The 15,486-nt window shown below is 40.0% G+C and carries 14 protein-coding genes and 1 pseudogene; 4 read left to right on the top strand and 11 right to left on the bottom strand.

What is annotated here, in order from left to right; genetic code table 11:
• Nucleotides 1–29: 29 nt before the first annotated feature.
• Nucleotides 30–4,475 carry an nSTAND1 domain-containing NTPase gene (locus WA1_RS17355; RefSeq protein ID WP_017746197.1) on the bottom strand — a complete coding sequence of 1,482 codons (4,446 nt, stop codon included), beginning with the start codon at nucleotides 4,473–4,475 and terminating at the stop codon, nucleotides 30–32.
• A 509-nt stretch (nucleotides 4,476–4,984) separates the two neighbouring features.
• Between WA1_RS17355 and WA1_RS17345 the strand changes: the two genes are divergently transcribed.
• The 3 genes from WA1_RS17345 (at nucleotide 4,985) to WA1_RS61700 (ending at nucleotide 5,931) form a co-directional block, all read left to right on the top strand.
• On the top strand, nucleotides 4,985–5,245 hold the full coding sequence (locus WA1_RS17345) for a hypothetical protein (protein ID WP_017746195.1): 261 nt from the start codon (nucleotides 4,985–4,987) through the stop codon (nucleotides 5,243–5,245).
• Nucleotides 5,242–5,694 carry a type II toxin-antitoxin system VapC family toxin gene (locus tag WA1_RS17340; protein WP_017746194.1) on the top strand — a complete coding sequence of 151 codons (453 nt, stop codon included), beginning with the start codon at nucleotides 5,242–5,244 and terminating at the stop codon, nucleotides 5,692–5,694. The genes WA1_RS17345 and WA1_RS17340 overlap by 4 nt, the downstream gene beginning before the upstream one ends.
• An 87-nt stretch (nucleotides 5,695–5,781) precedes the next feature.
• Nucleotides 5,782–5,931: a winged helix-turn-helix transcriptional regulator gene (locus WA1_RS61700; RefSeq protein WP_081402899.1), complete on the top strand. Its 150-nt coding sequence runs from the start codon at nucleotides 5,782–5,784 to the stop codon at nucleotides 5,929–5,931.
• Here WA1_RS61700 and WA1_RS17335 read toward each other — a convergent pair.
• The 10 genes and pseudogenes from WA1_RS17335 to WA1_RS61695 all read right to left on the bottom strand — a co-directional run.
• Nucleotides 5,877–7,052, bottom strand: a complete 1,176-nt coding sequence (locus WA1_RS17335; protein WP_017746193.1) for an XdhC family protein — start codon at nucleotides 7,050–7,052, stop codon at nucleotides 5,877–5,879. The genes WA1_RS61700 and WA1_RS17335 overlap by 55 nt on opposite strands.
• 71 nt (nucleotides 7,053–7,123) lie before the next feature.
• Entirely contained in the window at nucleotides 7,124–7,906 is a 783-nt protein-coding gene (locus WA1_RS17330; protein WP_017746192.1) for a type 1 glutamine amidotransferase domain-containing protein, read from the bottom strand.
• Nucleotides 7,907–7,917: 11 nt separating this feature from the next.
• Nucleotides 7,918–8,079 carry a hypothetical protein gene (locus WA1_RS57005; RefSeq protein WP_158516646.1) on the bottom strand — a complete coding sequence of 54 codons (162 nt, stop codon included), beginning with the start codon at nucleotides 8,077–8,079 and terminating at the stop codon, nucleotides 7,918–7,920.
• 12 nt (nucleotides 8,080–8,091) lie between these two features.
• Nucleotides 8,092–8,283 carry a hypothetical protein gene (locus WA1_RS59885; RefSeq protein ID WP_017746191.1) on the bottom strand — a complete coding sequence of 64 codons (192 nt, stop codon included), beginning with the start codon at nucleotides 8,281–8,283 and terminating at the stop codon, nucleotides 8,092–8,094.
• The gene (locus tag WA1_RS17325; protein ID WP_017746190.1) at nucleotides 8,284–9,078 is read right to left on the bottom strand and encodes an aldo/keto reductase; all 795 of its coding nucleotides are present in this window, start codon (nucleotides 9,076–9,078) and stop codon (nucleotides 8,284–8,286) included.
• Between the two features lie 275 nt (nucleotides 9,079–9,353).
• Entirely contained in the window at nucleotides 9,354–10,976 is a 1,623-nt protein-coding gene (locus tag WA1_RS17320) for an IS1634 family transposase (RefSeq protein WP_017750193.1), read from the bottom strand.
• A gap of 455 nt (nucleotides 10,977–11,431) precedes the next feature.
• Entirely contained in the window at nucleotides 11,432–11,596 is a 165-nt protein-coding gene (locus WA1_RS57000; RefSeq protein ID WP_158516645.1) for a hypothetical protein, read from the bottom strand.
• A 102-nt stretch (nucleotides 11,597–11,698) separates the two neighbouring features.
• Nucleotides 11,699–12,310: a DUF4276 family protein gene (locus tag WA1_RS17315; RefSeq protein ID WP_017748844.1), complete on the bottom strand. Its 612-nt coding sequence runs from the start codon at nucleotides 12,308–12,310 to the stop codon at nucleotides 11,699–11,701.
• 17 nt (nucleotides 12,311–12,327) lie between these two features.
• Complete coding sequence (locus tag WA1_RS17310; RefSeq protein ID WP_017748843.1) at nucleotides 12,328–13,554, bottom strand: AAA family ATPase; 1,227 nt, start codon at nucleotides 13,552–13,554, stop codon at nucleotides 12,328–12,330.
• Nucleotides 13,555–14,561: 1,007 nt separating this feature from the next.
• Nucleotides 14,562–14,651: pseudogene (locus tag WA1_RS61695) on the bottom strand (DUF4277 domain-containing protein); the annotation flags it as partial.
• Between the two features lie 369 nt (nucleotides 14,652–15,020).
• Here WA1_RS61695 and WA1_RS17305 point away from each other — a divergent pair.
• Entirely contained in the window at nucleotides 15,021–15,425 is a 405-nt protein-coding gene (locus tag WA1_RS17305; RefSeq protein ID WP_017748841.1) for a type II toxin-antitoxin system VapC family toxin, read from the top strand.
• Nucleotides 15,426–15,486: the final 61 nt, after the last annotated feature.

The raw sequence follows: 15,486 nt of genomic DNA, 5'->3' as shown, positions 1-15,486 counted from the left end.
CACAGGGCTAAAGCCCTATGGGTCGAGCTTCATCTCTTGGTTAAAACAGAGGGGTTCTCGCTCTCCCATATTGTTTCTGATAGATCGTTTTGTTCCCAAACAAGTTTTCTGCAAACTTCACAGGCTTGTTTGTCAATGTCGTCTGAAAGCTCTTCTAAGATTGGGTGATAGCGCAGGCGATCGCAAGCCACTTGCAGCCAGTTTTTCCAATTACCGCCCCACCACAACCGCACCATTCCATCCCAACTTCCACTGACAATTGTTAGCCCATCTTGGCTGATAGCAACAGCACTCACAACATCTGCATGTCCGGGGAGGAGGCGATCGATGAGATGACCTTGCCGATCCCACAACCGCACGCAATTGTCGCGAGTTCCACTAATAATATACTGCCCATCGGCGCTAACGGCGACGGAATGAGGAACTGAATCTAACAAAGGGCGATCGAGGATAGGTTTACCCTGTCTGTTCCACAATCCTAACGTCTCATCATCACTACTCGTAACAATCGTTTGTCCATCAGCACTCACAGCCACTGAATTGATATAAGCCGAGTGACCATCAGAAATTTCCGCAATCAATTGACCCCGGACATTCCACATCTGAATGTTAACAACATCACTGATACTCACAATTGTCTTGCCATCAGCGCTGATAGCAACTTTCCGGTGAAAGCTTTTTTGACCTTCAAAGAATCTTTCTTCCAGCAAGTTGCCCAGGCAATCCCACAGTCGTATCTTGTCAAGATTCAGGTCATCACTTCCACAAGTGATAATTTTCTTGCCATCGGGACTAATAGCAATTGCATTGACCGCACTTTGATATGCTTGGAACTCTCTTAATAAATCGCCCTGTAAATTCCACAAACGTAGAATTCCATTGTGAGTTCCTGTTGCGATCGCTTGCCCATCAGTAGCGATCGCAGCTAACTTGACAGTTCCTTTATGTGGCAGTGGTTGACGAATAGCATCTCTAAAATTCCACAACCAAGCGCCATCATCACTCGCACTCACAATAATTTTTCCATCACCACTGACAGCAACTGAGTGAATAGCAGTTTGATGTTCTGATAAGACATCTATTTCATCGCCCTGCAAATCCCATAATGTGACCTTGCCAAAGTCTCCACGACTGCCTGTAATAGCACATTTGCCATCTGCACTTACAGCAATGTAATTTCCAGAATATGCCAGTTTTTGGATGACATAGCCCTCTAAGTTCCACAATCGCAACACGACTGATGGTGTGCCTGTTTCACATTGACTGATACAAATAATTTTCCGACTATCTGATGTAAAAGCAACCGATTGAACCCCATTTTCTTTAATGTTAATTTCATCCTCACCTAAGAGAAATTCTTTGATAAATTCTCCTTGAGAACTCCATAGCTGGACTTTTCCTAAACGACCCGCACTACCAGTCACAATATATTCACCATTAGGGCTAAAAGCGACAGAGTTGATTTCTTCTTCAAGGTCAATAAAATCTTTAATTAAGTTACCCTCAATATTCCATAACTGAACTTTTTCCTGACTTACAGCACTAGCGGTTACAATGTATTTACCATTGAAAGCTACTGAATTTAGTCTCTCTTGACAGACAGAAAAAACTCGAATTAAATCACCATTAATGTTCCATAATTGGATTTTTCCCTCACTCCCAGAAGTACTCGTTATCATTGTTTGACTATCGGGGCTAAAAGCTATAGAGTTGATATTACCATCGGGGACTGTAAAGTAACTGAGAAGGTCACCATAAATGTTCCACAAATGTATTTTACAATTATTGCTAACAGTTGCGATCGCCTGACTGTCTGGGCTAAAAACGATGGTTTGGATGCGATCGCTATCGGAAACTAGAAATTCCTTAATAAAACTCCCTTGAAAATCCCACAAACTTAATGAATCCGATACACTATAAGCGATGTACTGTTTATTAGAGCTAATAGCCACAGCAGATATATCCCCGACCCCCAAAATATCCCGTTCTCTGGCATTTTCCACTGCCGCTCTTAAGCTAGACTGTACGGGGCTGAGAATCTCTGTGAGTTCTTCTAAATTCTGTCCTAATGTTACGACTGCTAGAGCCAAACTGCTCGCGGGTTGTTTAAGCGTGAGTAGCTGTTGGACGAGATATGCTTGCTGTTGCAGTTCTGCTGTCACTTGATATCTCTGGAACTTTTGTCGCTGCTTTTTCTCTTTCTCACGCTCTTTCTTTCTTCTGTTGATGCTAGTTTGAACAAATTCTATTTCTAGTTGATTGAGCCAGTTACCATCTTTAGATTCAAGCAATTCCTCTAAGCGATTGAGACGAGGATCGTTCACCCAAAGATACCCTATTGCTTGCTCGTGCTTGTTCCAATCATAAACAGCAAATGTTAAACGCTGTTGCAATATCAAGTTTTCGTGTTCCTGTCGCTGCCATTTTTCCAACTTGTCCCACTCTCTGACTAGCGCATCATGAACGGGTTCTACATAAGGTTCTCCTCCGATGTCTTGTCCCTTAACAATCAGGCGAACTTGGGCAAAATGCTTGAGAATTGTCTCCACTCGTTCGTTCTCTGCAACCGAAACGTACTTAAGTTCCCATAAAGGGACTCGCCGCCGTGCTAACTGTCCATCCTCAATCGTTACCATTCTTAACATGACTCGCCGCAATGTTGCTTGATGGGCTGAGTCAAACTTTTCGTATTCCTCCGTTGCTCGCTGTCTTAACGAACCAACAACTCCACCCAAGGCATTGTAATCTTCTTCAGTTAACGTTCGCCTTTCTTGTGCTATACATTTTATATAAAGTTCGCTGAGTGTAAAAGATAACAGTGACAGCGCCCCTGGCATTTGCCCAACTTCATCAATGAGGCGATCCACAAGAGTTGCTGGCTCGAAGTCTAACATCTTTTCCATCGCAGGTCTTTCAATGGCTTGACGCAATTCATGAGACTTCATAGCTTTGACTTCAAAGCGTGCTGTATTCCAATATGGTTTTAGAGGAGAATCTGTAAAACGGGATTCAAAGTCAGACCGCAAAGTCAACACAATATAAAGGCGAGGTTCTGTTTCTAAAGCTTGTGCCAAAAAATTTAAGAAACTCTCTCGCTTTTCTTCTGTCTTGCACATTGTCAAGAGTTCCTCAAATTGGTCAACAACCAATAAAAACTTTGTGTTAGCGGGTACTTGGTTATACTGTTCTATGAGGCTAATAAATTGACTGGGTGATTTCTTAAGCTTTTGTTTGAAGTGAGAAATTTCCTCTTGTTTCTCGGCTTCATCTGTATAAGCATTTCGCAAAACTGCTTCTGCAAGTGCTCCAAAAGGAGACTTTGTTGGTCGAATGGTAGGTAAGATATAAAATTCTTGTTCGTGATGAGTTCGCAAGCAAGGAATCAGCCCTGCTTTCACCAAACTTGACTTGCCAGAACCGGAAACTCCTAAGACCACAGTTAGCTGGTGACGGCGTTCGCTCATATGAGTATACAGTCGATTGACAAGTTCATTTCTACCAAAGAACAGAGAAGAATGTTTTTCTTCATAGCTTTTGAGTCCTCGGTATGGATTGTTTTCTAGCTTGAGTACGGGTGCATCTTCGAGCTTCTCCCTATCAAATTGAGGTAGCAAGAAAATATATTCACCTTTGTCATGCTTTTGCAGGGGAAATAAACTTGGTGTTTGGCGGAGGTTTTGGTCGTCAGTGATTTGCTCAACTTTATCCCGCACGTAGGAATAAATTTCCGTTGCAGTGATAATACCATCACCTCTTTTTAAAGTTGTGTCAGCATGACCTTCTAATGCTTCAAATAATGCACTTGCAAAAGGGGAGTGTTCTTGTGTCTGGTCACTTTCTCTCTTGCCAAAAAAACCTAAGAAATCAAGGGCTTTTTGATTGTAAGCAGCAGAGGTGATGACTTGCCATGCACTTTCGCTAATGAAGCGATCATAACGTTGCTTGTAGACTTTCCGTGCAGGCATGGCGTTGCGGTAGGTACTTGAACGAAATGCTCCTGCAAAACAACAGTCTAAAATAACCATCATATGACGGCATGGCAATTCTATGAGAGCATCATGCAAGTCTTGCATGGGTAAGAGAAGGTTTTGTGTTTGGAGAAGATTTTCAGTTTTTGCATCACTTGGTATGAGATAGCCTCTGCAATGACTGTTGTTTTCTAGCCCATCTGTAGGCACGATTCCGTGTCCGGCGAAGTAAAATAGTATGCGATCGCTCTCTTGAACCTCCACAGTCGTATCACCTACGGGGAATTTCTTGTTTTTGAAATCCTCAAGCAGAGAGTTTAATCCAGAAAGGGTAGCCTGTGAATTGAGTAGAGTTTTAACTTGATATTTATAGGTTTGTTGAAGAACACTTGCCAGTTTTTCGGCATCAGCAACAGGAGTTGTTAAGAGCGGGATACCACTTGAGTATTCATTAATACCAATAATAACTGCTAAATTACGTTGAAAATCATATCTAGATTGAGTCATAAATAAATAATGGGTAAATATAAATAAATGAATTGCAAGATATTTTGCGTGCCATTAAAAATTAGTTAGTTTTTTTATAGGTAAAACTACACGGAGAAAGCCCTCTTCTCCGGATATATAACTATATCTATAAAATAAATTCACAATCTTGCTCTTACAGCCGCTTTCACCTAAACGAACGACACTGTTTGTAAGGGCGCAATGCCTTGCGCCCCTACGGTGTGGTCTATTTACCTGAAAATGTGGTATGGATTGGCACCTGGAGAAACTAGACTTAGCTATCCTTTTCTTCAAAATGGGGCGATCGGCATCTGTGAACTACGTTTGTTTTATTCACCAAAAAGACTTCGATTTTTTCTCTTTCCACCAGCTGCTGCTGGTCGAGAGGCCATTTTTGAGTCTATTGATGTCTCTGACCTAGAGATAATAAAAATGAAAGCTATTCACTATAGTACGAGAAAAAGTTTGCTCTAAGGTTAAAATAATACAGCCACAAGGGAGTATTGAAGATGTCTGGAGAATTAATTGAGGTGATGAGACTAGTAGATGCACTTACACCTGATGAGCAACTGCATCTAATTTCTCATTTAGTAGAAAAACTTAGAGGGTGCGAGATTACAGGCAAACCACGTCGCAAAGTTACTGAATTTATTGGAATTGCACCCAATCACTTAGGAGGTATGGATGCTCAAGAATATATTACACGTATGAGACGGGGAGAGTTTCCAGAGTTAGAAATTGAAGAAATGGAATCTAGGAAGCAAGAGTGACTACTGAGGAAAGATTACAGGATGTAAAGCGCTTGTTTCTAGATAGCGCACCAGTCATTTATGCCGTAGAAGAAAATCTACAATATTTGCCAATTGTCAGAGAAATATTTGAGCGCATTGAGAACGGTTTATTGATAGGTGTTACGTCCCCAGTCACTCTAGCTGAGTGTTTAGTGCGTCCCTACCGTTTAGAACAAATAAATTTACAACAACAATACATGGAATTATTTTTTAACACTGAAAACATTATCTTTGAGCCAATTATTAACTCAAGCATAGCTCTAGATGCTGCTCAAATCCGAGCTAAATACAACTTACAATTACCAGATGCTTTTCAAATCGCTGTCGCTTTGGCAGCAAGTTGTGAGGCATTTCTGACTAATGATGTGGTGTTCAAACGTATTACAGAATTGCAAGTGTTACTACTGGAAGACATTAATGCTATATAGCGTTTCAAAGTGAATTTTGATTAGCGAGAACAAGTAAAGGTTTGACTACTACCTTTGCCTCCCTAACACGATCTGCCTAACATTGAGATGATTCACCGCCACTATGAACCCACGATTCCACCACAAGTTACCTACAGTCTGACTGAACGTGGCAAAAAGTTGTCTCAGGCACTCGATCACCTTTATGAACTTGCTGTAAGCTGGTACGGCACTAAAGACAAAAGTTCATCGTGCTGAGAATGAATGGGTCTGTTGCGTTCTCTAAGTGAACTACCACCCCGATGAGCAACAACAGCTTGAATTTCTGTCACAATTGAAAGAGCAATTTCTTCTGGAGTATTAGCACCAATGTCGAGACCAACTGGACCATAGAGGCGATGCAATTGGTTCGGTGTAGGAATGAATTCAGAGGCTTGTAAGTCTTGAAGCAATCGTTCGCGTCGAGTTTTCGGTCCTAACAGACCAATGTACTGTAGGGGAGACAACAGTAAAGTTCTTAACAATTCTAAATCCTGGAGATATTTATGGGTCATCACTACAGCAGCCATGCGTGAATTGAAACTCAGGTGTGCTTCAAGGTTTTCTGGATCGCAAAAGATGATACGATCTGCATTTGGAAAGCGATCGCGAGTTGTGTAACCTGGTCGATTATCAATAACTGTAACGTGCCAACCAAGTTGTTTGGCACAATCAACAACCGGAATGGCATCGTGACCCGCTCCAAATAATAGCAAGGGGAGGGGTGGTTGAATCAATTCTAGAAGGACTTCAACGCATCCGTTGACGAGTGAATATGATTCTACACGCGATCGCCCGTTTTTGAGAACCTGTTGAGCATCTTGCAACACCTTTTGAGTCAACTCACGGTCTTTAATATTGGTAGCTACAGCACCATCTTGTTTTAAGAACAGCCGAGAGGCAACTTTTACTTGGGTTTCTCCCTTAACATGAAAGATAGTTGCCATCGCTCCCGATTGATTTTGAAGAAAACACTCAGCGATAAACTCAAGCTGATTGCTAGCAGAGGCATCAAACAGAGATTCAATCAATACATTGACAACTCCGTTACAGCCAAGACCAAAGCCCCAAACAATATCCTCGCTAGATGTAGTATCATATTGCACAACTAGCGGCTCGCTTGAGTAAAACATTAACGGTTGCGATCGTTCAAAGACATTGCTCTCCAAACAGCCACCACTTATAGCACCAATCATTTGACCGTCCTCCGTAAGCAACATCCGTGCCCCCGGTCTGCGATATACTGAGCCACTAGTTTTAACAACAGTAGCGATCGCAGTACGTTGACCAGTTAGCTTGCATTGCTCGAAGGTTTTAATAATATTTTGAAGTTCTTTCATTTACTTTAATGTTGATACATATGGGCTGTAAGGTCCCCGACTTCTTGAAGAAATCGGGGATCTGAACCTGCTCAAGAGGTGAAACTGTGTTGTGCTGCACCAGTAGCTTTTTTTACCGCCACAGCAATTGCTTCCATAAAGGGTGGCAAGTCAATTGGGTGGCGACTGGTAATTAAGTTACCATCAACCACAACTGGTTCATCAATCACAATTGCACCTGCATTCCTTAAATCGTCGTGAATAGGCCAGTTCGCTGTCGCCTGCTTACCCTGCAAAATTCCCGCGCTGACAAACACCCATGGACCATGACAGATCGAGGCGGTTACTTTGCCACTCTGGTAGAAGTCCTTGACGAAATTGACTGCTGTAGGTGTTGAGCGTAGGGCGTCGGGATTCCACGTACCACCCGGTATAATCAGCACATCATAGTCAGAAACCTTGACTTCGTCGAGGAATCGGTCAATTGGAAACCAACCAGCATTCTCCATCCAGCGCACTGTCATAATGTGTGTAGCCCGCATCTGAGGATACTGTACGCCAAACTTTGCAGGTGGCATCTCAAAGCGAGGAGAAACTAGATGTACAGTCCCGCCGCGTTCTGCAATAAATTTATAAGGCACGGTGAGTTCGAGTTCTTCGACGCCATCTGTTGCTAAGATAACGAACCGCAACCCACGCATCTGGCTTGGATCGGTGGGAGGCTCAAGCAGCAAGCACCGCATCGCTTCGTTTTCAGGCTCACCAGCTGAGATAATCAGTTGAGTGCTTATGCGCGGTACGCTGACAGGTGCTTCGTAGCTTACTAGGCGACGATGCTCCTCATTTGTCACAGCATCATGTGTAGACCCATTCATGTGAGTTGCTCCTATAGCAGCTTATCTGGGGTAATTGGCAAGTCGCGGATACGCTTCCCTGTTGCATGATATATGGCATTGGCGATCGCACCTGCAACACCAGTAAGAAAATGGGGAGTAGGGAGTTGTAGAGACGCCCCATGGCGCGTCTGTACGGGAGTAGGGATTTTCATAAGCAATCGTAGTTATCGGTCAAGAAGGCTCATCATTTGTGGAGCGTAGCGATCGCCTGCTGTTTCTCCCACAGGCGCAACTCGATCCAGTTGTGCCAATTCCTCAGCACTCAAGCTAATCTCAGCGGCTGCGGCATTCTCCTCAACGTATGCCTTGCGTTTCGTACCAGGGATAGGTACAATATCATCGCCTTGGTGCAACAATCAAGCTAATGCAATTTGTCCGGGTGTCGCCTCCTTGGATTGGGCAATCTGGTTAACGCGATCGACAATTCTCATGTTGGTTTCAAAATTCTCACCTTGGAAACGGGGATCGTTCCGCCGATAGTCATCTTCAGCAAACTCTTCCGCCCGTTTGACCTGCCCTGTAAGAAAGCCTCGTCCGAGTGGACTATAGGGAACAAAACCAATTCCCAAGACTCTTACAGTTGGCAGAACTTGTTTTTCTGGGTTCCGTTCCCAAAGAGAGTACTCGGATTGTAATGCACTAATAGGGTGGACTGCATGAGCGCGACGGATAGTTTCTGAGCTTGCCTCTGATAGTCCTAAGTAGCGAACTTTACCTTGCTCCACCAACTCTGCCATTGCACCAACGGTTTCTTCAATTGGCACTGTCTTATCCACCCGGTGTTGGTAGAACAAGTCAATGTGGTCAACTCCCAACCTTTGTAAAGAAGCATCACAGACGCGCCGAACATTTTCTGGTGTGCTGTCTACACCAGTGATATTACCGCTTTCATCAATCTTAAAGCCAAACTTAGTAGCAATGATAACTTGCTCTCTACGGTCTTTGATAGCCCGACCTATTAATTGTTCGTTAGTGAACGGGCCATAAACCTCGGCGGTGTCCAAAAAGTTAATGCCTAGCTCAATAGCTCGGTGAATTGTTTGAATTGACTCAGCTTCATCTCTACTACCATATGCCCAACTCATACCCATGCAGCCGAGTCCGATATCTGAGACTTCTAATCCTTGTGTTCCAAGTCTTCGTGTTTTCACGTCTGATTTCTCCTAAGGTGATAGATACATTGCTGTTACACCCCACATTCCGCACTTCAAATTGAAGTACAAAAAAACTACAATCAACGTAAAAGTCAAACAATTAGGATAATTAAGAAAAGAATATTGAACCAATCCGTGGCATAAAGAAAAATTATCAATTATCAAATATTTAACTGATAAAACAGGTTATTTAAGCACTAAAAATTGGAGGAATAATTATGATTTCCTCGGAAACTGAGAAATTTTTATTCACTCTCCATATACTGCTTAAATTAAGAAAGCAAATAATATTTTTGACAAGATGATGGCAGATTATTCAAAATAAAATGACGCTCTTCTGTTAAATTAACTATTTGACTAACACCGTTTAAAATTAAAATATGAATTCCTTGAAAACATTGAAATACCCACCTTAATGTAGGACTAAAAGTTAATTTTCCTAATTGATTTTTGATTCCCATCTTGACTCTTTTTAAGCTGTTTCTTAGTTGCCTTTGACCGAGATTATAAACTAATAAACACAGAGACATTAAAAATAACATCGTCTCTATTCTTTCAGGATTTTCTACAAAAAAACTATCAACAAAAAATAATGGGTCTTTCAGAAATCTAAATCCTCGTTCACATGATTGTTGATTTTTATAATTTCTCAGAATTTCTTCTGGCTCTAACTTATTCTCGTCTACTAAATTAGTTGCTAAAATAAACCTTCCTGCTTCTTTTCTTTGGATTTCTATCTCTTCTATTTTTTCATGAATGACTCCTGATATTTTATAAATAGTCTGATTCTCTTTTGATTGACTTTCAAAAATTTGAACATCTTTAATTTCAAATAGTTTCAATTTCTTATTAATGGCTTTTAGTCTGTATCTGGCTTGCTCCGGTGTTTCAAAATCTTCTTTTTTGAATGCTTTCAACTGCTTTTCAACTTTTTCTTTTTCTTTTTTTAGCTTTTTCTCTAGCTTTTCTAAATCACTAATTTTTCTGTTTTGACTTTCTACTATTAGCCATATTTGTTTAATTCCACCATAATTTACTATTTCTTCTTTCCATTTATATCCTTCTAAGTTTAGGGCTGCTCTTTTATCTCTTTCTTCTGGACTTATCTCTTCTATTTCTACAAACTTCACTAATCCCTGTGCTTTTTTAATTGTCATCGGTACTCTACTTATCCATTTTAGATGTTCAATTAATTGGAGATTTTCTTGACTATATAATGCGCTATCGCAGACCATAATACTTTCAAAATCTATTTGCTTTTTAAACTCTACTAAAATTTTTCCAAATACGGCTTTATCCGCTTCATTACCATCTCCCGCTCTCATTAATAATGGTATATCTCCATCACTACTCGTAATTAAATCTAAAATACATTGTTTCAAATCTGGTCTATGGTCACGAGAATATCCTTTGGTTACAATTATTGGTCTTTCTCTGCTTACTTCTTCTTTTTCCTGATTTTCTCCACTTTTATATTCTCCATGTAGATGAAATGATGTCGCATCCAGATGTGAATATTTTGTATTTATCTGAAATTTTTTAATCACTGATAATCCAATTTCTATAAACAGATTATTCAATCCATATTTATATAATTTATCCATGACTCTTCCCAGTTTATCGTCATTCATATAATCTTTTTTTACCTCTGAACCCAATAATATTTCGATTCCTTTATCTTCAAAAAACTGGCTAAATAAATATAAAGGTCTTGATACAAATCCTAATCCATTGATTAAAATTGCTTTCACCAATATTCCCGCTGAAATCTTCTCTCGGGTGTCTATTCCTAATTTAGAATTTATTATTTCAACTATTCCTATTTCGTCAATCAGCCCAGCTACTATTCCTAAGTGGTCGATATTCTTAATTTTCGCATCTGAGATTGGGAACATTTTTTACCTATCAAAGATTTTTGAGTTTTTCTGATTGTCCCATTTGAAATTAATCAATGTATATTTAGTTTTATCAAAAGCTGGAAATCAATTTTCTACTTTGCTTTTGCTTTATTTCTTCATGCCAACTCAATGCCGAACTACTGAAAAAATTCGTGTACTTTTATTTACCTGCATCTGAGAAGAATTATGTGACTCTCTGTACTACATTTTGAAGTGCGGAATGTGGGTTACTATTTTACGCCAAATTTTTAATAGACTTTGTTGTAGTATAAATTAATAATATGTATTATAGGTTAAAAAAAGAAGAAAGATAACAATTTAGGTGAAAGACTTTCACTATGGTTACAATCGTAACACCAGCAGAAACTAAAATCCTACTTGAAAACATTAGCTGGCAGGGGAAATAGCAACGACTCGTGCATTCCGTACTTGGGTTAAAAGCTTAATATGACTCAAATCTTCACCACCCAATATCTTTCTCCAGAAGCGATCGCACTCGGTACTCCACTGCTCCAAGACTGTCTGGAACTTAAGGCTAAACTGATAATATATGCGATCGCTCTGCTATTTTCTTCGAGGTGAGTGTCATGAATACTATCCAAAAGGTTAAACATCACTACGCAATACCTTACATCTGGGTCAGCAAATTGCCCAAGGGATTTACGCTAATATTGAGTTTACAGAGCGATAGCAGATAAATTTGGATGCATTAAACCTGCTCATGCTATTATTTTTAATAAGCCATCGTAGAATATTTGAAAACTTTTAGAGCGATTATTTGATGGATTCATATGTAGCGATATTTCTCGTGCTGCTCTTCTCTTTTCTAGACCTCCTTTATGATATCCTGCTCTTTGTAGCACTTTTTCTAGAGCTTCCCAAGTACCACCTGTAATCGCGTCTGGGTCGCGGTATTTTGCCTGATTTTCTATATTGGATGACACTCCAGGATAAGCATTGATGAGAGCATCTATATCTCCAAAAAACCACGCTTCTAGTTCTTCAATTGCTATTCTATTAAGGACTTGGAATTGCTGACCTATACCGACAGATTTCTTAGTGCTAAAGCCTACATCAATAGCTATGCCTTCCAATTTTTCCTTCAAAGCTTTACAATCTTCTCGGTCTTCATCAACCAAAACTACAATTCGGTAATCATCTGGTAACCAAGCTTTGTAACCTTTTAAACGTTTAGGCAATTTGGATAGTAAATCGAATTTACCTTGGTAAGGATGAATATCAAAACTGTTGGTTTCTCCCAATATTTTAGGTACTAAATTCTGGAGAGCTTCTTTCATAGATAGCTCTTCAACTAAAAACTCAATGTGCAAGCTAGTTAACTCCTTCTTTATTTTGTTTGAGATATATTCTTCTTTGGTCCACCAGAATTAATTAAGGGATTACCTACTTCAAAATAGTCTTCCATCCATAATGAACCTAAACTAGCTCCCTGTTCCATAAACTCTTTAATTCCCTGCATATCCGCAGTGCGTTTGGCTTGTGTATAACCTTGTTCATCTCGGTACAATACCCACAGTTCTTCTGGTTTTAGAGCATCGGTAAAGAAGGGTGAATGAGTTGTTACCATTAATTGAGTGTTAGCTGAAGCTGCGCGACATTCTTCTGCTAATTCTGGCAACAAACGCGGGTGTAGGTAATTTTCTGGTTCTTCAATTCCAATAAGTTGAGGTGGGTCTGGGTCATATAATACGGTTAGATATGCTAACATTTTGAGTGTGCCATCTGATGCGAATTTAGCAAGTATGGGTTGCTGAAAAGGGGCATCTTTAATTTGCAGCAATAATCGCCCATCTTGCATCATTTCTGCATCTACTCTTTCTAAGCGGGGAACGCGACAGGATAAAGTATTAAGAATATGTTGTAACCGTTCAGGATGTTGTTCTTTGAGATATTGAATGACATTAGGTAAATTATCTCCTGTGGGTGATAATCTTTCCTGTGGACCTGCTTCTGGAACACTGCGGGCGTTGTCGGCTGTTAAGTAGGAAAGATACCAGCCACTAATAAAATTGCGTAATGCACTCACACGAGGATGTTTAGAAAATTGTCCCAAAGTATTAACAGCAAGCAGTTCAGAGGAGTTTAGTTCCTCAAATACTCTTTCGTCTTGTTCGTCTGGCTTTTCGCCTGTAATAACCCGTCCTGCACCTTCTTGAAAGTCGAGAAATTTAAAAGGTTTGCCAGTCTGACTTCTTCTCCACTGCAACCATTCTTCTACTACTAACGGTCCTTTAGGTCTTTCTTCGATAGCCAAATGATAAGTGATGATAGGTAAATCTAGCTTTTCACGATATTTTAATTCAATTACAATAGGTCCATCAGCGCCCCGTGTCCGCAGTTCTCTAAAGCGTCCGCGTTTGTCCCAAGCTTTACGTAAGCCGACTGTAAAACATTCTGATAAAAAGGCAAAAACATCAAAAATGGTTGATTTACCACTGCCATTTGGACCTAAGAATACAGTCAGGGGAGTAATTCCTTTGAGTTCTAGGTCACGCAGCGCTCGATAGTTTTTGACTCTGAGATATTCTATACGGGGAATAGATTGTCTAGGCATTAGAGAATGGCAAATGAGTACGAGTAGGTGGTAAAAAAGGACGGATTAAAATAGAGTTATAGCTGCTATATATATGACATCACAATAAGTGATTTTGCCAAACAGGCCAAGAATACTATAGTCTGTTTTATTATTAATATGCTCATCAAGTATTGCAGCGATCTCTGTGAGTCTATCATAAAGGTAAGGTGTTGCGATTTTTTCAAACCATTGGGGATCTCCTATTGATTATAATTATGCTGATGGAAAAAATAAAGAAAAGCTAACTGGACTGTATGTTAGGTGGAGTATAAAGTATATTTTAATTTTAATTAAATTAACATCGTTATTTCTGCTTAACGTTTGATATCATCGCATAAACGCCTATATTCTGCGCTGGCATTTGTTGTAGTATAAACTGACAATGTGTCTTATGGCTCAACGCTTGTGTCAAAACAGGCTCACGTTAGTCGCTCTAAGTAAGGTTGGGGTTGTATTTCAGGTAGTTATAGGCGATGCTCATAGATTTTACCAAAGTTTTTTTTATTCCCATCCCATGTTTTTACATTCATATTTTTTATCCCATATTTTTACGTTTTTACAAAAATATTCAGTAGTTCGGCAGCTACTTTGAGTTGCGGCAGGAAAACCGTCTCCGCCAAATCTGAATACTTGATCGCAAAACCACTTACTTTCCATTTCCGCTATTTCCGTTACTTCATCATTAGTTTCAACTTTAGGGGAATCAAAAAAATATGAATGTGTAATACCTACAGATAAACTTAATAATACAACTATTGATATCTGCGATCGAGGAGAAATTGTTATGGCTTTAACAAAAGGCAGAAGTACGAGGGCAGAGGGCAGAAGGAAATGCCCTTGTACTTCTCAAGGGCCGAAGGGAGCAAGGGTTTAAGTCCCCCACCATAATGCAACGATATTGGTGGCGAGCAATTGGTAGTTGGTTGAAGCCCCTACCATATTGCATCCCTTCTGCCATCTGCCATCTGCCATCTGCCTTCTTCACTAATTTCTACTAATCCTATTTCATCCACTATTCCGGCCACTATCCCTAAATGGTCTAGGTTCTGTATTTTCATCTCTTCAATATTCAACATCACAACAGAATTCTCCCAATTAATTCTGTTTCAATTCTTCTACATTTCTTCTACTAAACTTCAATTTTTCTATTTCTTTTATTTTTCTGACTCCATTCTCAAGTGGAGTCAATTCCCTTGAGAATGGGAATATCTCTCTATCACTCTTAAAGCTTAATGCTATTACTTCTCAACTGTTTGATTGAACTCTCTTCTCAAGTTAGTTCTTTTGTACTATTTTTGTGGTGGTTTTTCGTATGTGACACTTAGGGTGCGGAAGGGTGGGTACATTCATCTACCAGAAAGCGCATCTAAGTATTTTCTACACCTAACGGCATAAAATCCCGAAGAGTCAGGACTCCCTGCTGATGAATGGGATATGGAAAAGGAATGATTATTCTTGATACCCATATCTGGGTTTGGTGGAACCAAGATTCCCTCCAACTTACGAATTTGCAGAAAGAAACTATTGAAAACTCTCGTCCTGATGGGATAGGAATATCAACTATTAGTCTTCTGGAAATTTCAAGATTAGTCAATCAAGGTCGTTTAGTTCTTCCTAAGCCATTGAACGAATGGTTTTCTGTAGCCTTGGCTGAAGAAGGAATCCTTTTAATTCCTATTACCCCTGAGATCGCCATTGAATCTTACTCCTTACCAGGAGAATTTCATAAAGATCCTGCTGATAGAATTATCGTTGCTACTGCAAGGACTTACGACTGTCCTTTAATGACTAATGATGGCAATATTCTTGCTTATCCTCATGTGAGGTTAATTACCACTACAACTCCCTAGTGTTCCACCATATTAATAGAGAACACAATCCCCCAAACCTGGAAGGCGATTCATATTGACG

It is taken from the genome of Scytonema hofmannii PCC 7110, assembly GCF_000346485.2.
In the GTDB taxonomy this organism is placed as follows: Bacteria; Cyanobacteriota; Cyanobacteriia; order Cyanobacteriales; family Nostocaceae; genus Scytonema; species Scytonema hofmannii.
Note: the sequence above shows the minus strand (reverse complement) of the source record. Positions and strands in the feature narration are given on the sequence as shown.